Raw genomic sequence first — 18,064 nt, 5'->3', positions numbered from 1 at the left:
AACCAAAGATCACTGCCCCCTGTAGGAGCGAGGCTTGCCCGCGAAGGCATCGTGTCAGTCGACATCGACGTTGTTTGACACGACGCCTTCGCGGGCAAGCCTCGCTCCTACGAGGGCGGCGGTGTGTCAGGCCAGCACGATGTAGCTTTCACCCACCTTGCGCGCATACCCCTCCAGCACCTGCTGACTCAACGCCACAATCTCCTCGACCCATTCCACCCCGACCCGCCACGACACCACCACTTGCAAGTTCGGTGGCCGTTGATCAATGGCCAGCAAGGTCAATTCCCCCCGGGCCAGCTCCTCGGCCACCAGCACCGGTGGCAACGCGCCGATGCCAAAGCCATCGCGCAGCAACCGGGTAATCGCCGACACCGAGTTCACGCAGTTCAACCGTGGCGCCATCACGCCATTGGCCTGCATCAACGCCAGGATGTCCTGGTGTGGATGGGAGTTTTTCGAGTAGATAATGATCCGCTCGCGGGCCAGGTCCGCCACCCCTGAATACTCGCGGTTGTAGATGGAGTTGCTGGCCACGATCCAGCCCATCGGGTGGCTGGCCAGTTCCAGGCTGCGCACGCTTTCCTGGCGCAGCAGGTCGGTTTGCAGGATCAGGTCGAGAAAGCCTTTTTGCAGCTGATCGCAGAGGTTCAGCGAGGTATCGGCCACCAGCTCGATTTCCACCAGTGGATAGTGATCCATCATCTGCGCCACCAACGGGCTGAGCCAGGTGTGAATCACCGTGTCCATCACCCCGATGCGCACCCGCCCGACCTTGCTCGAACGGGTCTCGATCGACTGCTTGAGCGCCTGCATGGTGTCCATCATCTGCTCGGCGTATTCGAGCACTTTCAAGCCTTCCGGGGTCAGGCTCACGCCCCGGGAATCGCGCAGGAACAGCTTTACCCCCAGCTCGCTTTCGAGCACGGCGATGCGGCTGGAAATCGACGCCTGGGTGGTGAAGAGCTTGTCCGCGGTCAGGCGAAAACTCTTCAGCCGCGCGACCCAAACGAAGGTTTCGAGGAACTTCAAATTCATAAGATCAACTTTTTCTTATGCCTAGGCCGGGTTTTTATTAGTTGGACGCAGCAGGGCCGGGCGCCCAAAAATCGGGCCATCCGGTTCCCACGATAGGCGTCGTCGGGGCTTCGAACAATACCAATAAAATTTGCACGGAGATTCGCCATGAGTGCGCCCGACACCACCGCCATCCCCAAGGCCACGGCTCGCCCCGGACCTTTCGACTGGTATCGCAACATCAACAACCAGGAACGCCGCACGTTCTGGAGCTGCAAGATCGGCTATGGCCTGGACGGCATGGACACCCAGATGCTCAGCTTCGTGGTGCCGACCCTGATTGCCATGTGGGGCATTACCACCGGTGAAGCGGGGCTGATTCACACCAGCACCCTGATCGCCTCGGCCATCGGCGGCTGGGTGGCGGGGATTCTCTCCGACCGCATCGGCCGGGTGCGCACCTTGCAACTCACCGTGCTGTGGTTCGCCTTCTTCACCTTCCTCTGCGGCTTCGCCCAGAATTACGAACAGCTGCTGATCAGCCGCACCTTGATGGGCTTCGGTTTCGGTGGTGAGTGGACGGCTGGCGCGGTGTTGATGGGCGAAGTGATTCGCGCCAAGGACCGCGGCAAAGCGGTGGGTATGGTGCAATCCGGTTGGGCGCTGGGCTGGGGGCTGACCGCGATTCTGTATGCGCTGCTGTTCTCGGTACTGCCGCCGGAAGACGCCTGGCGCGCCTTGTTCATTCTCGGCATCGTCCCGGCGATTTTCGTGATTTTCGTCCGCCGCCTGGTCAAGGACCCGGAAATCTATCGCGAAGCCAAAGCCAAACAAACCCCGGACAACCCGGCCAAGTTCTACGAGATCTTCGCCCCTGGCATCCTCTTCACCACGATTCGCGCTTCGGTGCTGACCACCGGCGCACTGGGCGGTTACTACGCGATCACCTCCTGGCTGCCGACCTTTCTGAAGAACGAACGGGGCTTGAGCGTACTCGGCACAGGCGGTTATCTGGCGATGGTGATCGTCGGTTCCTACGTCGGTTACGTCATCAGCGCGTACTTGACCGACATCCTCGGGCGCAAGAAGAACTTCATCCTGTTCGCCGTCGGCTCGTTCACCATCGTCTTGCTCTACACCCAATTGCCGGTCAGTAACGGCGTGATGCTGTGGCTGGGCTTCCCGTTGGGCTTCTTTGCCTCGGGGATTTTCAGCGGCATGGGCGCGTTTTTGACCGAGTTGTTTCCGACGCGGATTCGCGGCTCGGGCCAGGGCTTTTGCTACAACATCGGGCGGGCGCTGGCCGCGTTGTTTCCACTGTTTATCGGTTTGCTCAGCCAGAAAGTGCCGCTGAGCGTCGGCATCGGAGCGTTTGCGGCGGTGTCCTACGGCGTGGTGATCCTGGCGGCGTTGAGCCTGCCAGAAACCCGTGGCAAGCAACTTGAAGCCGAGTAACTGATAATCTGCCGGGCATGTTTTACAAGCATGTCCCGGCAGTAAAAAAAGAATATGCCTACAGGAGTGTTCACCGTGAGCCGCCTGCTATTGAACTGCGACATCGGCGAAAGCTTCGGCAACTGGACCATGGGTCTGGACGCCGAGGTCATGCCTTTCATTGATTGCGCCAACATCGCCTGCGGCTTCCATGCCGGCGACCCGAGCATCATGCGCAAGACCGTCAGCCTGGCCCTGAGCCATGGCGTACAGATCGGCGCGCACCCGGCGTATCAAGACCTGGTCGGCTTCGGCCGGCGTTCCATGGCCTACACCGCCCAGGAACTGCAAGACATTCTGCATTACCAGATCGGCGCCCTCGACGGCATCTGCCGGGCCCAGGGCGGCAAGGTCAGCTACGTCAAACCCCACGGCGCGATGTACAACGACATGATGGCCAACCCGGCGCAATTGCGCGCGGTGATCCAGGCTGTGGCCGCCTATGACCGCACCTTGCCGCTGATGCTGATGGCCACCCGCGACAACAGCGCCGCGCAGCAATTGGGCGATGAGTACGGCGTGACCCTGTGGTTCGAAGTCTTCGCCGACCGCGCCTACGACAGCGCCGGGATGCTGGTCTCGCGGCAATTGCCGGGGGCGGTGCATCACGATCCGGAGAAGATCATCGAACAAGCGCTGATCATCGCCCGTGGCGATCACCTCACGGCCAATGACGGCAGCGCTTTGCACTTGCGGGCCAACACCCTGTGCGTGCACGGCGACAACGCCAGTTCGGTGGCGGCCGTGCGCCGTATCCGTGAGGCCTTGAACCAGCAGAGCGCGTCATGAAACCACGGGTGGAAGTGGTCGCGCTGGATTGCCTGATGGTGCGCCTGTTCGATGAAATCGCCGAAGCGAACATGCCATGGATGCTCGCGGCCAGCGAAAGTCTGCGCGCTGCGTTTGCCGGGCATTTGATCGATTTGGTGCCGTCCTACACGACATTGATGGTGCATTACGACCTGACCGCGCTGAGCCCGGCCCAGGCGCGGGAATTGATCGCTGAGGCGTTGATCGATCTGTCGCCCAATGCCAGTGCCGGTGGCAAATGCCATGTGCTGCCGGTCTGGTATGACTTGAGCGTGGGTCCCGAATTGAGTCTGTTGTCTCAACGCAGCGGCTTGGCGATGGACGAGGTGATCCGCTGCCACAGCGAGCGTGAGTACCAAGTGTTCGCACTGGGCTTCGCCCCGGGGTTTGCCTTCATGGGGTTGGTAGAGGAAATCCTCGCAGCCCCGCGCCTGAACACGCCGCGCAAGAAAGTCGCGGCGGGCAGCGTCGGCATTGCCGAGCGGCAAACCGCCGCTTACCCGGTAGTGTCCCCCGGCGGCTGGAACCTGATCGGCCGCACCCCGGCCAAACTGTTCGACCGCGAGCGGGACGGCTACAGCCTGATGCAGCCCGGCGACACGGTGCGCTTCGAAGCCGTCAGCCATGCCGAGTTCATCAACCTGGGCGGAGACGACACGCCACTGGAGGCCCAGGCATGAGCCGTCTAAAAATTGCAGCAAGTACGCCGCTGTGCCTGTTGCAGGATGCCGGCCGATTCGGCGTGCGGCACCTGGGCGTGACCCAGGGTGGCGGGCTGGATTGGCGGTCGATGTCGTGGGCCAATTGGCTGCTCGGCAATGGGCTGGATGCGCCGGTGATCGAAATCACCCTCGGTGGCTTTAGCGTGGTGGCCGAAGAGGATTGTGTATTGGCGTTGGCCGGCGCGGATCTGGGCGCGCAAGTGGATGGCGAGGCGTTGGCGCCGTGGCGCAGTTTCAGGCTGCACAAAGGTCAGCGGCTGCAATTCACCCAGCCGCTGCTTGGCGCTCGGGCCTATCTCGCCGCGCCGGGCGGGTTTGATGCGCCGAAGGTGTTGGGCAGCAGTTCGACGGTGGTTCGCGAAGAACTTGGTGGACTCGATTGCATGGGCCGGCCGTTGGCCAAGGACGCGCCGTTGAGCTATTCGGGCAGCGGATTAATCCTGTTGCGCGAATTGCCGCAGGAGCATGTCCCGGATTTCAAACTCAATGCACCGCTGGACCTGGTGCTCGGCGCGCAGATTGGTGCGTTCAGCGGGCAAAGTCTGTTCGACGCGTTCAACAGTGTCTGGGAATTGGACAGTCGTGCCGACCGCATGGGCATTCGCCTGCTGGGCATGCCGCTGGAATATCAGGGCAAACCGATGATCTCCGAAGGCATCCCGCTGGGCGCCGTGCAGGTGCCGCCGGATGGGCAGCCGATTGTGTTGCTCAATGATCGGCAGACCATTGGCGGTTATCCGCGTTTGGGGGCGTTGACGCCGTTGGCCTTGGCGCGGCTGGCGCAGTGTCTGCCGGGGGCGAAGGTCAGGTTGCGGCCGGTGGTGCAGGACGTGGCGCATCGGGAGCAGGTCGGGTATTTGCAGCGGTTTGCTTCACAGTGATCGTTCCCACGCTCTGCGTGGGAATGCATCCAGTGACGCTCCGCGTCGCAGGGGACGCAGAGCGTCCCGGGCGGCATTCCCACGCGGGAGCGTGGGAACGATCGGTAAGGCATCCCGCTGGGCGCCGTGCAGGTGCCGCCGGATGGGCAGCCGATTGTGTTGCTCAATGATCGGCAGACCATTGGCGGTTTGCTTCACAGTAATCGTTCCCACGCTCTGCGTGGGAATGCATCCAGTGACGCTCCGCGTCACAGGGGACGCAGAGCGTCCCGGGCGGCATTCCCACGCGGGAGCGTGGGAACGATCGGTAAGGCATCCCGCTGGGCGCGGTGCAGGTGCCGCCGGATGGACAGCCGATTGTGCGCCTCAATGATCGGCAGACCATTGGCGGTTTGCTTCACACTGATCGTTCCCACGCTCTGCGTGGGAATGCATCCAGTGACGCTCCGCGTCACAGGGGACGCAGAGCGTCCCGGGCGGAATTCCCACGCGGGAGCGTGGGAACGATCGGTACGCTACTTGGAAAGAAACCGCATCCCTTCTTCCAACCCCCGCAGCGTCAGCGGGTACATCCGGTCTTCAATCAAATCCCGAACAATGTTGGTCGACGAGGTATAGCCCCAGGTGTCTTTCGGATACGGGTTAATCCAGATCAGCTTCTTGTACTTCTCCATGAAGCGTTGCATCCACAAATAGCCCGGCTCTTCGTTCCAGTGCTCGACGCTGCCGCCAGCCTGGGTGATTTCGTAGGGCGCCATGGCGGCGTCGCCGATGAAGATCACCTTGTAGTCGGCGCCGTATTTGTGCAGCAAATCCTGGGTCGAAAAGCGCTCGGAGGTGCGGCGCATATTGTTCTTCCACACCGATTCATAGACGAAGTTGTGGAAGTAGAAATACTCCAAGTGCTTGAACTCGGTCTTGCAGGCCGAGAACAGCTCTTCGCAAATCTTCACGTGGGCGTCCATCGAGCCGCCGATGTCGAACAGCAGCAACAGCTTGACGGTGTTGCGCCGCTCCGGCCGCATCTGGATGTTCAGCAGGCCAGCATCCCGGGCGGTATGGTCGATAGTGCCATCGATGTCCAGCTCTTCCGCCGCACCCTGACGCGCAAATTTGCGCAACCGGCGCAGGGCGACCTTGATGTTGCGCGTGCCCAGTTCCACCGAGTCGTCGAGGTTCTTGTACTCGCGCTGGTCCCAGACTTTCACCGCTTTGCCCTGACGCTTGCCGGCATCGCCGACCCGGATGCCTTCCGGGTTGAAGCCGCCGGAACCGAACGGGCTGGTGCCGCCGGTGCCGATCCACTTGTTGCCGCCGGCGTGGCGTTCTTTCTGTTCTTCCAGGCGTTTCTTGAACTCTTCGATCAGCTTGTCCAGACCGCCGAGGGACTGGATTTGCGCGCGCTCTTCATCGCTCAGGGAGCGTTCGAACTCCTTGCGCAGCCAGTCTTCGGGGATCAACGCCTGAAGGTGATCGTCGAGTTTTTCCAGGCCATTGAAGTAGGCACCGAAGGCGCGGTCGAACTTGTCGAAATGCTTTTCGTCCTTCACCAGGATCGCCCGGGCCAAGTAATAAAACTCGTCCATGTCGGCGAAGACCACGCGCTGTTTCAGCGCGTTGATCAGGTCCAGCAACTCGCGCACCGAGACCGGCACCTTGGCGGCACGCATTTCATTAAACAGGTTGAGCAGCATGGCGGTCAGCCTCTTAGCGGGTGCCGCGACGGCTCATGAACGCCAGGCGCTCAAGCAATTGCACGTCCTGTTCGTTCTTCACCAGGGCTCCAGCCAGCGGCGGGATGGCCTTGGTCGGATCGCGCTCGCGCAGCACCGCTTCGCCGATGTTGTCGGCCATCAGCAGTTTCAGCCAGTCCACCAGTTCCGAGGTCGAAGGCTTCTTCTTCAGGCCCGGCACTTTGCGCACGTCGAAGAACACGTCCAGCGCTTCGCTGACCAGGTCTTTCTTGATGTTCGGGTAATGCACGTCGACGATGCGCTGCATCGTGGTGCGGTCCGGGAACGCGATGTAGTGGAAGAAGCAGCGGCGCAGGAACGCGTCTGGCAGCTCTTTCTCGTTGTTGGAAGTGATGATGATGATCGGGCGAACCTTGGCCTTGATGGTCTCGTCGATCTCGTAAACGTAGAACTCCATCTTGTCGAGTTCTTGCAGCAAGTCGTTCGGGAACTCGATGTCAGCCTTGTCGATCTCGTCAATCAGCAGGATCACCCGCTCCTCGGACTCGAAGGCTTCCCACAACTTGCCCTTCTTCAGGTAATTGCGCACGTCGTGGACCTTCTCGGTGCCCAGTTGCGAATCGCGCAAGCGGCTGACCGCGTCGTACTCATACAGGCCCTGATGCGCCTTGGTCGTGGACTTGATGTGCCAGGTGATCAACCGGGCGCCAAAGGACTCGGCCAATTGCTCGGCGAGCATGGTCTTGCCCGTGCCCGGCTCGCCCTTGACCAGCAGCGGACGCTCCAGGGTGATGGCGGCGTTGACCGCCAGCTTCAGGTCATCGGTGGCGACGTAGGCCTGGGTGCCTTCGAACTTCATCTGCTAATCCTCGAACGGTAACGCCGGCCTGAACGGGGCAGGGCGGGACGCGACATTTATGATGCCCCGACTATAACGCGCTGCCCGGTCGACTGTGAACGCAGACGGGTTATTCAGTCTCTGAATGGGGCGTCACTTGGTGACTTAACCCTTATCCGGCTTCGGCTGTTCATACCGCGCATTGAACGCCTGGACGAAACCATTACGCAAAATCTGCAAAAACGCCTGGAACGCGCTGATATCTTGCTGGTGCACGTTGCCGCTGAGTTCAACTTTGGTGGCGAACTGGTTCTTGCGCTGGTTCTTCAGCACGGTTTCGGTGCTGCCGACGATGGCTTCCCAGACGGAGCGCAAGATCCCTTTGTTTTTGTTCTCGACGTCCTGCTGCCAGTTGAACACTTCAACGTCTCGCAGCAACGGTTTGATGTAACCCTTTAGCTGGCCCTTGTTGGCTTCGGCTTCGATCACCACGTCGCCGTGGCCGGCATTGAAATCGAATTTGCCGTAAGCCGAGGCGAAGTCGTTCATGCGTTTGAGTTCGATGTCCTTGGCCCGCAGGCGGAATTCGAAGTCTTCGAAGTTGCTCAGGGGGTCGAAGGTGGCGGTGGTTTCCAGCGGGGCGTGGCCCAGCAGCAGGGCCTTGCCTTCGAAACGGGCGTCGCGCTTGCCTTGGGTGTCGACCACGTTGGTCAGGTTATAGAGGCTGGCGTTAACCTGGGTGGCGTTCATGTTCACCGGCGGCGTGGAGTTGAAGTTCCTGAAGCTGATTTTGCCGTCGTTGATCCGCACTTCGTTCAGGGTAAACGGCAGCAGTTTGCTCAATTGAGCGCGCCAGTCAGTGCCGCGACCGGTCTGGGAGTTCTGTTTGTTGGCCCCGCCATCGACGAAGTTCACTTCGGGGTTGATGAACTGCACCTCGGCCACCACGGCATGGTCGTACCACAGGGAGTGCCAACTCACCGAGAGGTCGATCAGCGGCGCGTTGACGAAAGGCACCGGCACCTTGCCGTCGACCTTGACGATCTTCAGCCCGTTGATCTTGTAGGCGCCGCGCCACAGGGCCAGGTCCACATCGACCACCTGGCCACGGTAGTCGCCCATGTCCGCGAGTTTGTCGTTGAGGTAATTGCGCACCATATAGGGCAAGGCGATGTCCAGGGCGACCAACAGGATAACGAGGCCGGCGAGGGTCCAAAGGGGCCAACTGTATCGACGTTTCATGATGGCAATTCCTTGGCAATGTAAAGCCATTGACTGCTGGCGCCGGCGGACGTTCGACCTGACTGGACGACCCTCGGCAACAGGCATACCTTGAACAGCTAATTCAACGCTGCATAAGGACCCAGCCATGAGCCGTATTTTCGCTGACAACGCCCATTCCATCGGTAATACACCGCTGGTGCAGATCAATCGCATCGCGCCTCGGGGCGTGACCATCCTGGCCAAGATCGAGGGACGCAACCCCGGTTACTCGGTCAAGTGCCGGATCGGCGCGAACATGATCTGGGACGCCGAAAGCACCGGCAAACTCAAGCCTGGCATGACCATCGTGGAGCCGACGTCGGGCAATACCGGCATCGGCCTGGCGTTTGTGGCCGCCGCCCGTGGTTACAAGCTGATGCTGACCATGCCGGCGTCCATGAGTATCGAGCGGCGCAAGGTGCTCAAGGCGTTGGGGGCTGAGCTGGTGCTGACCGAGCCCGCCAAGGGCATGAAAGGCGCGATTGAAAAGGCTGCGGAAATTCTCGCCAGCGACCCGGCCAAGTACTTCATGCCGGCACAGTTCGAAAACCCGGCCAACCCGGCGATCCACGAAAAAACCACCGGCCCGGAAATCTGGAACGACACCGACGGTGCGGTCGATGTACTGGTGGCAGGCGTCGGAACGGGCGGAACCATTACCGGTGTTTCGCGGTATATCAAGAATACCCAAGGCAAACCGATTCTCTCGGTGGCCGTGGAACCGGTGTCGTCGCCGGTGATTACCCAGAAACTGGCCGGTGAAGAGATCAAGCCGAGCCCGCACAAGATCCAGGGCATTGGCGCCGGTTTTGTGCCGAAGAACCTCGATTTGTCGATGGTTGACCGGGTCGAACTGGTAACCGATGACGAATCCAAGGCCATGGCCCTGCGCCTGATGCAGGAAGAGGGGATTTTGTGCGGGATCTCTTGCGGTGCGGCGATGGCGGTGGCAGTGCGCCTGGCCGAAACCCCGGAAATGCAGGGCAAGACGATTGTGGTGATCCTGCCGGACTCGGGCGAGCGTTACCTGTCGAGCATGTTGTTCAGTGATCTGTTTACCGAGGCGGAGACCCAGCAATAACTCGCTGACCATTGTGGCGAGGGGGCTTGTCGGAATGCCGCACCACCCCGTTGGGCTGCGCAGCGGCCCTAAAACCGGCCGCCTCGATATATCAGATAAATTGCGTTTACCGGTTTTAGGACTGCTTCGCAGCCGAACGGGGTGGTGCGGCATTCCGACAAGCCCCCTCGTCACAGGGATGAACGCTGATTCAGGTCAGCCTTCGTTCAGGAACCTTATGTTAATAAGTGCTTTGTTGCGCAATCCTCAACACTGTTTGTTCAGATAGGTGGGTTTTTCCCCAGTCCGGTAGTGGGTATCATGGCCGGCTGCCACGTCGGGTAAATGGCGCGGTGCACAGTTGTTTATTCTCAAGGAGTCGTTGATGACCTTTTCCCTGGCCGCGAAAGCGTCGGTGTTGCTGTTATTCCTCGGCAGTACGCTCTATGTGCATTTGCGCGGCAAGGCACGGTTGCCGGTCCTGCGTCAGTTCGTCAACCATTCGGCGCTGTTCGCACCTTATAACGCCCTGATGTACCTGTTTTCCGGTGTTCCGTCTAAACCCTACCTGGATCGCAGCAAGTTCCCGGAACTGGACGTGCTGCGGGACAACTGGGAAATCATCCGCGACGAAGCCATGCACCTGTTCGACGAGGGCTATATCCGCGCCGCCGAAAAGAACAACGACGCCGGTTTTGGCTCGTTCTTCAAGAAGGGCTGGAAGCGTTTTTACCTCAAGTGGTACGACAAGCCTTTGCCCTCGGCAGCAGCCCTGTGCCCGAAAACCGTGGCACTGGTCAGCAGTATCCCGAATGTCAAAGGCGCGATGTTTGCCCTGTTGCCGGGCGGCAGCCATTTGAACCCGCATCGCGACCCGTTCGCCGGGTCCCTGCGTTATCACCTGGGGCTGTCGACCCCGAACTCCGACGATTGCCGCATCTTTGTCGACGGTCAGGTCTACGCCTGGCGCGATGGCGAGGACGTGATGTTCGACGAAACTTATGTGCACTGGGTCAAGAACGAAACCGAGAAGACCCGGGTCATCCTGTTCTGCGACATCGAGCGACCGCTGAGCAACCGTGTCATGACCCGTATCAACCGCTGGGTCAGCGGTTTGCTGGGCCGCGCCACAGCACCGCAGAACCTTGATGATGAACGCGTCGGCGGGATCAACCAGGTTTACGCCTGGAGCAAGAATTCCACTGACAAGTTCAGCGGCGTGGTCAAACAGTGGAAACGTCGGCATCCCAAGGCCTACCGCGTATTGCGCCCGGTGCTGGCAGTGGTGGTGCTGACGTTGTTGGGGTATTGGTTGTTTGGTTGAATCGGCCACTGAACAAAAAACCGCTCTGTATGAGCGGTTTTTTTATGCGTGTCAGAAAGCGCACAAAGCGCGACAAACCGACACAAGCCGTTAAACTCCCTCCCGGCGGTACGGCCCTGAACCACAGGCTTTTCCCTTGGCTGGCTCGCGCACTCTCTCAATGAAGGCGCAGCACACCTGCAGTGTGCTGCCATACACCCCATGGAATAGGCGACTCCCCTTGACTCAATCCCTCAAGCCCGGCGAAAACACCACCCTCAGCCTGCCCAAAGGGCATGTCGTGGTCACCCATGCGGCTGGCGACCAGCTGGACGTCAACCTCACCGCCTTCCTGGTCACCGAAACCGGCAAGGTGACGAACGACAGCGACATGGTGTTCTTCAACGCCCCGGAACACGCGTCCGGCGCCGCCATGTTCATCGCCCCGGTCACGCAAAGCGGCACCGTCAGCCACCGTATCGGCTTTGATCTGTCGCGCCTGCCGGCCAGCATCACCAAGATCGCCATCACCCTGACCCAAGATGGCAGCGCCGGCGGTTTTGCGGCGGTCAAGGACCTGCGCGCCCAAGTGGTGGTCGGCGACCAGGTGCTGGAACTCGCGCCGGGTGCGTTCTCCCAGGAGACCGGCATTGTCGTGCTCGAGTTGTACGTTCGAAACGGCCAAATGAAGGCGCGCTCGGTCTGGCAGGGGTTCGCTTCGGGCCTGGCCGGGCTCTGCGGTCTCTACGGGATTGAAGTGGACGACGCGCCTGCCCCGGCAGCGGCCCCGACTCCCGCCGCCAAACCAGTCAATATCGTCAAATCGGTCATCACTCTGGACAAGCCAGGCACCAGCCACAAAGTGTCCCTGGAAAAAGGCCCGAGCGCACCGAAGGTCATCCGGGTCAGTGCGACCTGGGTGGACAACGGCGATGGCGAGGACAACGACGACCTCGACCTGCGCATCGGCATCCTGCGCCCGGACGGCCGGATGTCCATCATCCAGGCGCCCGACAAGAGCGGTGCCTTTGACGTCGACCCTTTTGTGTTCCACACCGGCGACGTGGTCAGCGCCAGTGCGTCGGCACCGGGCATCGAAACGGTCGAAATCAACCCAGCCATCTCCCAGCGCATGGGCGGCAAGGTCGCGCTGGTCTGCAGCGTCTACTCCGCGGTGGACAACGGCGCCGTCTCGGTGGCGTCGCTGAAACCGAAAATGCGCATGGAATACGGCGACCAGATCGTCGAATGCGCCTTTGAGTTCAAGGACGGTTTTTTCAGCAGCGCGATCTACACCTACGTGATTGGCCTGATCGAAATCGACCTGGATCACATTGAACTGAGCCCATCCGGCAAGACCTCCAAGAGCACCAGCGAAGCGACCCCGTGGCTGTCGCGCAAGGGTGACAAACTGGAAATCACCATGGATGGCCCCGCTGTGTTCAAAGGTCATCCGCCGGAAAACAGCGGCAACAAACGTTACGTCTGAGTCCCTGTGACGGGCGCGTGGCACTCGTCGAGTCGCCACGCGCTAACGTGACGCAACGCAGGCTTGCCGAGCCTTTTCGGCAAGTCGTTGCAATCTGTGTCTGGCGCTGGTTATAGTCGGCGCTCGGTGGTCTTGCGACGCACCGTTCTTCCCCTCAAAAAAGATCAGCCCATGCCTGCATCCCACATCAACGCGGTAGTCGATTCAGCGGTCAACGCTGGCGTCGTGCCGTGCGGGATCCAGCAGCCTGTGCAGATCAGTCATTACCCCCCTCCTGTCAGTAGCACGCCGGTGTGCGCCGTCGTATCACCGCCAGGCGTTGGCATTTCGGGCTGATCAGCTTTTCTCTGCTGTTCCCCCATGCCCGTCTGAAAAAACGACTGAACTTCAGCCTCGGCTGAGTTGGCTTTTTTGCCTGATGACAGGTGGTATTTCATGTTTGTCCTTTCGAAAAAAACCGCGCTCGCGGCGGCGTCCACGAGCCTGTTCGTCCTGCTGTGGAGCAGCGGGGCGATCTTCTCCAAATGGGGCCTGGCCCACGCGTCACCGTTTGCCTTTCTGTTGATCCGCTTCACCATCGCCCTGTGCGGGCTGCTGCTGTTGATGCCGTTGCTCAAGCTGAAACGGCCCAAGGGCGGCAAGCCGATGCTGTATGCGATGGCCACGGGCGTGGTGTTGCTGGGGGCGTATCAGATTTTCTATCTGCTGGCCCTGGACCTGAAGGTCACGCCGGGCGTGATAGCGACGATCATGGGCGTGCAGCCGATCCTCACCGTGGTGATCATGGAGCGCCAGCGCTCTATTAGCCGCCTGTTCGGCCTGGCGCTGGGGTTGGCCGGGTTGATCATGGTGGTTTACCAAGGCATCGGCCTGGCCGGGATGTCGCTGGCCGGAATGCTCTTTGGTCTGCTGGCGCTGGCGAGCATGACCTTCGGCTCGGAAGTCAATGTAGTTTGACTCCATGAGCAAGGTGCAGTACCTGGCCGGGCTGTTGCTGTGCGGGGTCTTTGTGCCGTTCCAGCCGTTTCATTTCGAACACAACACCGGGTTTATCGTGCCGGTGTTGTGGATGGGCCTGGTGGTGTCGGTGCTGGCGACGTTGTTGCTGTATCGGCTGATTGCCCGGGGCAACCTGGTCAACGTCACCAGCCTGTTTTACCTGGTGCCGGCGGTGACGGCGGTGATGGATTACCTGATCTTTGGTAATCGGCTGGCGTTGTTGAGCGTGCTTGGGATGTTGCTGATCATTGTGGGATTGGTGTTTGTGTTCCGTCAGGCTCGCTAACGCTGACTGCTGGTCCTACAGCGAACCTGTGCGCTGTCGCGGCGGCGCACAACTTTCCAAGACGTTTCCTACGAAGTACCCTGTTGCCGCGTTTCGGCATCGACCTCTATAGTTTGGGCTCGCGGAAAATCCCGCGAATGACCTTGGCCGGTCGAGCATCCAAAACGCATCAGCGTCATTGTTCAGGCATTTTCATGCCTGGATGTCGTGTTATGGCAGCTGTGCTCGGGACATCTTCGGGTGTGCCGGTTTGATGGGTGCCGGTCGGCCAACCCGTACACAGCTGCCACCTTTTTCGTTTGGCCGCGGACGAGAGGTAGCCCTATTTGGAGTTTTACCCATGCTCGAAGTAATGCCCCGTTACCTTCCCATCGATACCTACGACGCCGACCACCCGGTGCTCTACATCAACACCCACCGAGAAGTCAGCGACATCGCCGCCTGCGCAATGCACCGCTTCACCGTGATCCGCGACCTGACCGACACCCTGACCAGCCTCAACCTCACCGGCATTTCCGACGGCGACCTGACCCGCGTCACCCGTGCCGTCCACCTGTTGGCGCGCGAAGGCTGCGCCATGCTCAACGTGGTCCAGGCCCGGGCGCGGCAGCGAGAAGACGGTTACAAAGCGGCGGTGTAGCGACTGACGCCTGACCAGCGTGCGGTATGCCAGGCACGCCGCACACGAAAAATAACCCTCGAATTTTGCAGAAAACCTCAAGAACCGACCCCTGCCTGTCGACAACCTCCTTACATACTCAAGGAGCGTTCACTATGAACAGTCAGCGTTTGGCCGTCGGGATCAGTCTGTTTTTCGCCATGAGCGGTGCTTGCCTGGCGAGCACGACGATCAGCCAGGGCGTCATCGAGTTTCGCGGCAGTCTTGTCGAATCGAGTTGCGCCACCGGCATCGGGGCGAATTCGACGGTTGAACTCAGCGATTGCGCGACGTCGGCGCGGGGTGGCAACGTCAGTGCGCATCGCGCCGAACCGGCGCGTTCGGTGAGTGCACTGGACCCTTCCAGCGTGGATGTGAAACTGCTGAGCGAAAGCCGTCAGGGTGAGCATTACTACGATCAGCAATACGCCTTGGTCGATGGCGCCGGCAAACCGCTGACGGCCGGCAATTACCTGATTACGCTGACAGCGCCTTAATAGCCGCCCAGTACCCCGTAGAGCTGCCGAAGGCTGCGATCTTTTGATCTTGTTTTTACGATCAGGATCAAAAGATCGCAGCCTTCGGCAGCTCCTGCGGGGGGCAGTCTCTAGCGGGTAGCCACCTCCGCCGGCTTCACCACCGCCGGTTTCAACACCAGCCACAACGCCGCCGCAATCAACACCCCGCCATAGATGTGCGCCATCGACAACGGCTCATCCAGCAACAGTGCGCCCCACAACACGCCGAACGGCGGGATCATGAAGGTCACGGTCATCGACTTCACCGGGCCGATGGAGCTGAGCAGGCGGAAGTACACGATGTACGCAAACGCGGTACACACCAGGCCCAGCCCCAGCAGCGACAACCAGACATTCCAGCCGCCCCAGCTTGCCGGAGGGTTGCTGATCACGCTGTAGCCGAACAGCGGCAACAGGAACAATGTCGCGCCAAGCATGCTGCCCAACGCCGACAAGCGACTGTCGAGGCCGCCGGCCTGATCCAGCCAGCGTCGGGCCAGGAACCCGGCGAAGCCGTAGCACGTGGTGGCGAGCAGGCAGGCGAGGGCGCCCATCAGCAATTGCAGATCGAACGCCACCGGCCCGGCGCGGGTCAGCACGCCGACGCCAAACAGCCCGAGGAACACCCCGCCTAGCTTGGCTGCGGTGAGTTTTTCATGGAAGAACAACCCGCCGATCAACACGCCCATCAGCGGCGTGGTGGCGTTGAAGATCGCCGAGTAACCGGCCGGCAGCACTTGGGCAGCCACGGAATACAGGGTCGCCGGAATCCCGGAGTTGATCACCCCGAGCAGCATCACGGTCTTGAGTTTGCCTTTGAAGTCCCAGCTGATGCGCATCAGCCCCAGGATCACCAGCAAGCCAACGGCCGCAATCGACACCCGGAAAAACGCTGTGGGAATGGTGCCAATCACCGGGGCGATGATGCGCATGAACAGGAAACTCGCGCCCCAGATCGCCGCCAGCGAGAGTAAACGGACAATATCGACAGGGCTCACGGTGCACTCCTTCCTTTATGGGGACGGAAGTGTTGCCGAGCGCCTGATCGATGGCAACCGAAAAACGTGCAATTAACTCCGGCCGAAAATTACGCTTCTCCTGCACCCGGTTCACTGGCTAAGCTCAGGGCTCCGAAATACCCGCAGAGGTCTCACCATGCCGCAGCAATGGCCAGCCGCCGATATCGCCCGAAGGATCCTCGACGGCTTTGACGATTACCGCGAGCATTTTCGCCAGATCACTGACGGTGCCCGGGCGCGTTTCGAGCAGGCCCGGTGGCAGGAGGCGCAAGTCGCCTCGGCGGCGCGGATCAACCTCTATGAAGAAAAGGTCGGCGAAACCATCGAGCGATTGCGCGCGGCCTTAGACAGCGAAACGCTGATGGACGTGAGCTGCTGGCCACTGGTCAAAAGCGCCTATATCACGCTGATCGACCTGCGCTTCGACGATGAACTGTCCGAGACCTGGTACAACTCGATCTTCTGCGGGCTGTTCAGCCATGACCTGATCAGCGACGGCTGCATGTTCATCCACACCACCCGGCCGAGCCTGCGCCGGGCCCGGGCCGCGCAGACCCGCACCTACAAGCCCCAGGGGCACCTGTCGGAAATGTTGGCGAGTATTTTTGCCGACTACCGCTTCAGCGAAGATTACGCCGACCTGGCCGGCGACCTGCGCCGCCTCGAAGCGCAACTGCGCGAGAACCTGCCGGACTGGGTGTGCAAGGACCCGGAACTGTCCGTCGAACTGTTCTCCTCGGTGCTCTACCGCAATAAAGGCGCATACCTGGTCGGGCGCATCTACACCCAGGACGAGCAATGGCCGCTGGTGATTCCATTGCTGCACCGCGAAGGGCGCGGGATTCAGATCGATGCGCTGATCACTGATGAAGCCGACGTGTCGATCATTTTTTCGTTCACCCGTTCGTACTTCATGGTCGATGTGCCGGTGCCGGCGGAGTTCATCGGCTTCCTCAAGCGCATCCTGCCGGGCAAGCACATCGCCGAGCTGTACACCTCGATCGGCTTCTACAAACACGGCAAATCCGAGTTCTACCGGGCGCTGATCAACCACCTGGCCAACACCGACGACCAATTCATCATGGCCCCCGGTGTGCGCGGCATGGTCATGAGCGTGTTCACCCTGCCGGGCTTCAACACCGTGTTCAAAATCATCAAGGACCGCTTCTCGCCGTCGAAAAACGTCGACCGCGCCACGGTGATCGAAAAGTATCGACTGGTGAAAAGCGTCGACCGGGTCGGGCGCATGGCCGACACCCAGGAATTCGCCGACTTCCGCTTCCCGCTGAGCAAGTTCGAACCGGCGTGCCTGGAAGAACTGCTCGACGTGGCGGCGTCCACGGTGTCAGTCGAAGGCGACACCGTGCTGATTCGCCACTGCTGGACCGAACGGCGCATGACGCCGCTCAACCTCTATCTGGAAAACGCCAACGAGGCGCAGGTCCACGAGGCGCTGGAAGATTACGGCCTGGCGATCAAGCAACTGGCGGCGGCGAACATCTTTCCCGGCGACATGTTGCTGAAGAACTTCGGCGTCACCCGACATGGGCGGGTGGTGTTTTATGACTACGACGAAATTTGTTTCCTGACCGAAGCCAACTTCCGCCACATCCCGCAGCCGCGCACGCCGGAAGACGAAATGGCGTCCGAGCCGTGGTATTCGATCGGGCCGCTGGACGTGTTTCCCGAGGAGTTTCCGCCGTTTCTGTTTGCCGATGCCGGGCAGCGGCGGTTGTTTGATCAGTTGCATGGCGAGTTGTACAACGCCGATTACTGGAAAAGCCTTCAGGAAGCGATTCGGGCCGGGAAGGTTATTGATGTGTTCCCGTATCGGCGTAAGGGAGGAGAGCAGCTGTAAGCATCAAGCTGCAAGCTTCAAGCTTCAAGCTAAAAGCCGATCTGCTTGTAGCTTGATGCTTGTAGCTTGCCGCTGCTTCTCTGTGCTGATCGTTCCCACGCTCCGCGTCCGCTCTTGGGACGCAGAGCGTCCCTGGCTGCATTCCCACGCAGAGC

16 protein-coding genes and 3 pseudogenes are annotated in these 18,064 nt (G+C 60.5%); 13 read left to right on the top strand and 6 right to left on the bottom strand.

Features of this window, described 5'->3' with window-relative positions; translation table 11 throughout:
* Positions 1-126: 126 nt before the first annotated feature.
* Positions 127-1,038 (bottom strand): LysR family transcriptional regulator, encoded by a 912-nt coding sequence (locus tag FQ192_RS01990; RefSeq protein ID WP_149657143.1) that lies wholly within the window; start codon positions 1,036-1,038, stop codon positions 127-129.
* 147 nt (positions 1,039-1,185) lie between these two features.
* On the opposite strand from FQ192_RS01990, the gene FQ192_RS01985 reads away from it, so the two are divergent.
* From FQ192_RS01985 to FQ192_RS34820, 6 genes and pseudogenes are all read left to right on the top strand, one after another.
* Entirely contained in the window at positions 1,186-2,472 is a 1,287-nt protein-coding gene (locus FQ192_RS01985) for an MFS transporter (RefSeq protein WP_149657142.1), read from the top strand.
* 75 nt (positions 2,473-2,547) lie between these two features.
* Positions 2,548-3,300: a 5-oxoprolinase subunit PxpA gene (locus tag FQ192_RS01980; protein ID WP_149657141.1), complete on the top strand. Its 753-nt coding sequence runs from the start codon at positions 2,548-2,550 to the stop codon at positions 3,298-3,300.
* A complete protein-coding gene (locus FQ192_RS01975) occupies positions 3,297-4,001 on the top strand; it encodes an allophanate hydrolase subunit 1 (RefSeq protein ID WP_149657140.1) in 705 nt (234 codons plus the stop codon). The genes FQ192_RS01980 and FQ192_RS01975 overlap by 4 nt, the downstream gene beginning before the upstream one ends.
* Positions 3,998-4,924: a biotin-dependent carboxyltransferase family protein gene (locus FQ192_RS01970; RefSeq protein ID WP_149657139.1), complete on the top strand. Its 927-nt coding sequence runs from the start codon at positions 3,998-4,000 to the stop codon at positions 4,922-4,924. The genes FQ192_RS01975 and FQ192_RS01970 overlap by 4 nt, the downstream gene beginning before the upstream one ends.
* A 108-nt stretch (positions 4,925-5,032) precedes the next feature.
* A pseudogene (locus FQ192_RS34920) lies at positions 5,033-5,113 on the top strand (hypothetical protein); the annotation flags it as partial.
* Positions 5,114-5,235: 122 nt separating this feature from the next.
* Positions 5,236-5,316: pseudogene (locus tag FQ192_RS34820) on the top strand (hypothetical protein); the annotation flags it as partial.
* 123 nt (positions 5,317-5,439) lie between these two features.
* Here the strand turns inward: FQ192_RS34820 and FQ192_RS01955 are convergent.
* The 3 genes from FQ192_RS01955 to FQ192_RS01945 all read right to left on the bottom strand — a co-directional run bounded on the left by FQ192_RS01955 (position 5,440) and on the right by FQ192_RS01945 (position 8,698).
* Positions 5,440-6,618: a VWA domain-containing protein gene (locus FQ192_RS01955; RefSeq protein ID WP_054049045.1), complete on the bottom strand. Its 1,179-nt coding sequence runs from the start codon at positions 6,616-6,618 to the stop codon at positions 5,440-5,442.
* Positions 6,619-6,631: 13 nt separating this feature from the next.
* Positions 6,632-7,477 (bottom strand): MoxR family ATPase, encoded by an 846-nt coding sequence (locus FQ192_RS01950; protein ID WP_149657138.1) that lies wholly within the window; start codon positions 7,475-7,477, stop codon positions 6,632-6,634.
* Between the two features lie 144 nt (positions 7,478-7,621).
* Entirely contained in the window at positions 7,622-8,698 is a 1,077-nt protein-coding gene (locus FQ192_RS01945; protein WP_149657137.1) for a DUF748 domain-containing protein, read from the bottom strand.
* Positions 8,699-8,825: 127 nt separating this feature from the next.
* Between FQ192_RS01945 and cysK the strand changes: the two genes are divergently transcribed.
* The 3 genes from cysK (at position 8,826) to FQ192_RS01930 (ending at position 12,571) form a co-directional block, all read left to right on the top strand.
* Positions 8,826-9,800: a cysteine synthase A gene (cysK, locus tag FQ192_RS01940; RefSeq protein ID WP_133839252.1), complete on the top strand. Its 975-nt coding sequence runs from the start codon at positions 8,826-8,828 to the stop codon at positions 9,798-9,800.
* A gap of 364 nt (positions 9,801-10,164) precedes the next feature.
* Positions 10,165-11,103: an aspartyl/asparaginyl beta-hydroxylase domain-containing protein gene (locus FQ192_RS01935; protein ID WP_149657136.1), complete on the top strand. Its 939-nt coding sequence runs from the start codon at positions 10,165-10,167 to the stop codon at positions 11,101-11,103.
* A gap of 220 nt (positions 11,104-11,323) precedes the next feature.
* A complete protein-coding gene (locus FQ192_RS01930; RefSeq protein ID WP_149657135.1) occupies positions 11,324-12,571 on the top strand; it encodes a TerD family protein in 1,248 nt (415 codons plus the stop codon).
* Between the two features lie 263 nt (positions 12,572-12,834).
* Here the strand turns inward: FQ192_RS01930 and FQ192_RS33930 are convergent, their stop codons facing one another.
* On the bottom strand, positions 12,835-13,008 hold the full coding sequence (locus FQ192_RS33930; RefSeq protein ID WP_178128985.1) for a hypothetical protein: 174 nt from the start codon (positions 13,006-13,008) through the stop codon (positions 12,835-12,837).
* On the opposite strand from FQ192_RS33930, the pseudogene FQ192_RS01925 reads away from it, so the two are divergent.
* The 3 genes and pseudogenes from FQ192_RS01925 to FQ192_RS01915 all read left to right on the top strand — a co-directional run bounded on the left by FQ192_RS01925 (position 13,007) and on the right by FQ192_RS01915 (position 15,011).
* Positions 13,007-13,856: pseudogene (locus tag FQ192_RS01925) on the top strand (DMT family transporter). The gene FQ192_RS33930 and the pseudogene FQ192_RS01925 sit on opposite strands and share 2 nt — an antisense overlap.
* A 340-nt stretch (positions 13,857-14,196) precedes the next feature.
* On the top strand, positions 14,197-14,496 hold the full coding sequence (locus FQ192_RS01920; protein WP_149657134.1) for a hypothetical protein: 300 nt from the start codon (positions 14,197-14,199) through the stop codon (positions 14,494-14,496).
* A gap of 134 nt (positions 14,497-14,630) precedes the next feature.
* A complete protein-coding gene (locus FQ192_RS01915; protein WP_149657133.1) occupies positions 14,631-15,011 on the top strand; it encodes a type 1 fimbrial protein in 381 nt (126 codons plus the stop codon).
* 110 nt (positions 15,012-15,121) lie between these two features.
* Here the strand turns inward: FQ192_RS01915 and FQ192_RS01910 are convergent, their stop codons facing one another.
* Positions 15,122-16,030, bottom strand: a complete 909-nt coding sequence (locus tag FQ192_RS01910; protein WP_149657132.1) for a DMT family transporter — start codon at positions 16,028-16,030, stop codon at positions 15,122-15,124.
* Between the two features lie 157 nt (positions 16,031-16,187).
* Here FQ192_RS01910 and aceK point away from each other — a divergent pair, with 157 nt between their 5' ends.
* A complete protein-coding gene (aceK, locus tag FQ192_RS01905; protein ID WP_149657131.1) occupies positions 16,188-17,909 on the top strand; it encodes a bifunctional isocitrate dehydrogenase kinase/phosphatase in 1,722 nt (573 codons plus the stop codon).
* The last annotated feature ends 155 nt before the right edge of the window (positions 17,910-18,064 follow it).

It is taken from the genome of Pseudomonas sp. ANT_J12, assembly GCF_008370045.1.
Lineage (GTDB): Bacteria > Pseudomonadota > Gammaproteobacteria > Pseudomonadales > Pseudomonadaceae > Aquipseudomonas.
This window is presented reverse-complemented; position numbering and strand designations above follow the sequence as displayed.

Bases quoted from the DNA above. Each gene is read 5' to 3' on its own strand.
- FQ192_RS01945 (WP_149657137.1), bottom strand. From the start codon at position 8,698: ATGAAACGTCGATACAGTTGGCCCCTTTGGACCCTCGCCGGCCTCGTT.
- FQ192_RS33930 (WP_178128985.1), bottom strand. From the start codon at position 13,008: ATGAAATACCACCTGTCATCAGGCAAAAAAGCCAACTCAGCCGAGGCT.
- FQ192_RS01955 (WP_054049045.1), bottom strand. From the start codon at position 6,618: ATGCTGCTCAACCTGTTTAATGAAATGCGTGCCGCCAAGGTGCCGGTC.
- FQ192_RS01915 (WP_149657133.1), top strand. From the start codon at position 14,631: ATGAACAGTCAGCGTTTGGCCGTCGGGATCAGTCTGTTTTTCGCCATG.
- FQ192_RS01920 (WP_149657134.1), top strand. From the start codon at position 14,197: ATGCTCGAAGTAATGCCCCGTTACCTTCCCATCGATACCTACGACGCC.
- FQ192_RS01970 (WP_149657139.1), top strand. From the start codon at position 3,998: ATGAGCCGTCTAAAAATTGCAGCAAGTACGCCGCTGTGCCTGTTGCAG.
- aceK (WP_149657131.1), top strand. From the start codon at position 16,188: ATGCCGCAGCAATGGCCAGCCGCCGATATCGCCCGAAGGATCCTCGAC.
- FQ192_RS01975 (WP_149657140.1), top strand. From the start codon at position 3,297: ATGAAACCACGGGTGGAAGTGGTCGCGCTGGATTGCCTGATGGTGCGC.
- cysK (WP_133839252.1), top strand. From the start codon at position 8,826: ATGAGCCGTATTTTCGCTGACAACGCCCATTCCATCGGTAATACACCG.
- FQ192_RS01950 (WP_149657138.1), bottom strand. From the start codon at position 7,477: ATGAAGTTCGAAGGCACCCAGGCCTACGTCGCCACCGATGACCTGAAG.
- FQ192_RS01990 (WP_149657143.1), bottom strand. From the start codon at position 1,038: ATGAATTTGAAGTTCCTCGAAACCTTCGTTTGGGTCGCGCGGCTGAAG.
- FQ192_RS01985 (WP_149657142.1), top strand. From the start codon at position 1,186: ATGAGTGCGCCCGACACCACCGCCATCCCCAAGGCCACGGCTCGCCCC.
- FQ192_RS01935 (WP_149657136.1), top strand. From the start codon at position 10,165: ATGACCTTTTCCCTGGCCGCGAAAGCGTCGGTGTTGCTGTTATTCCTC.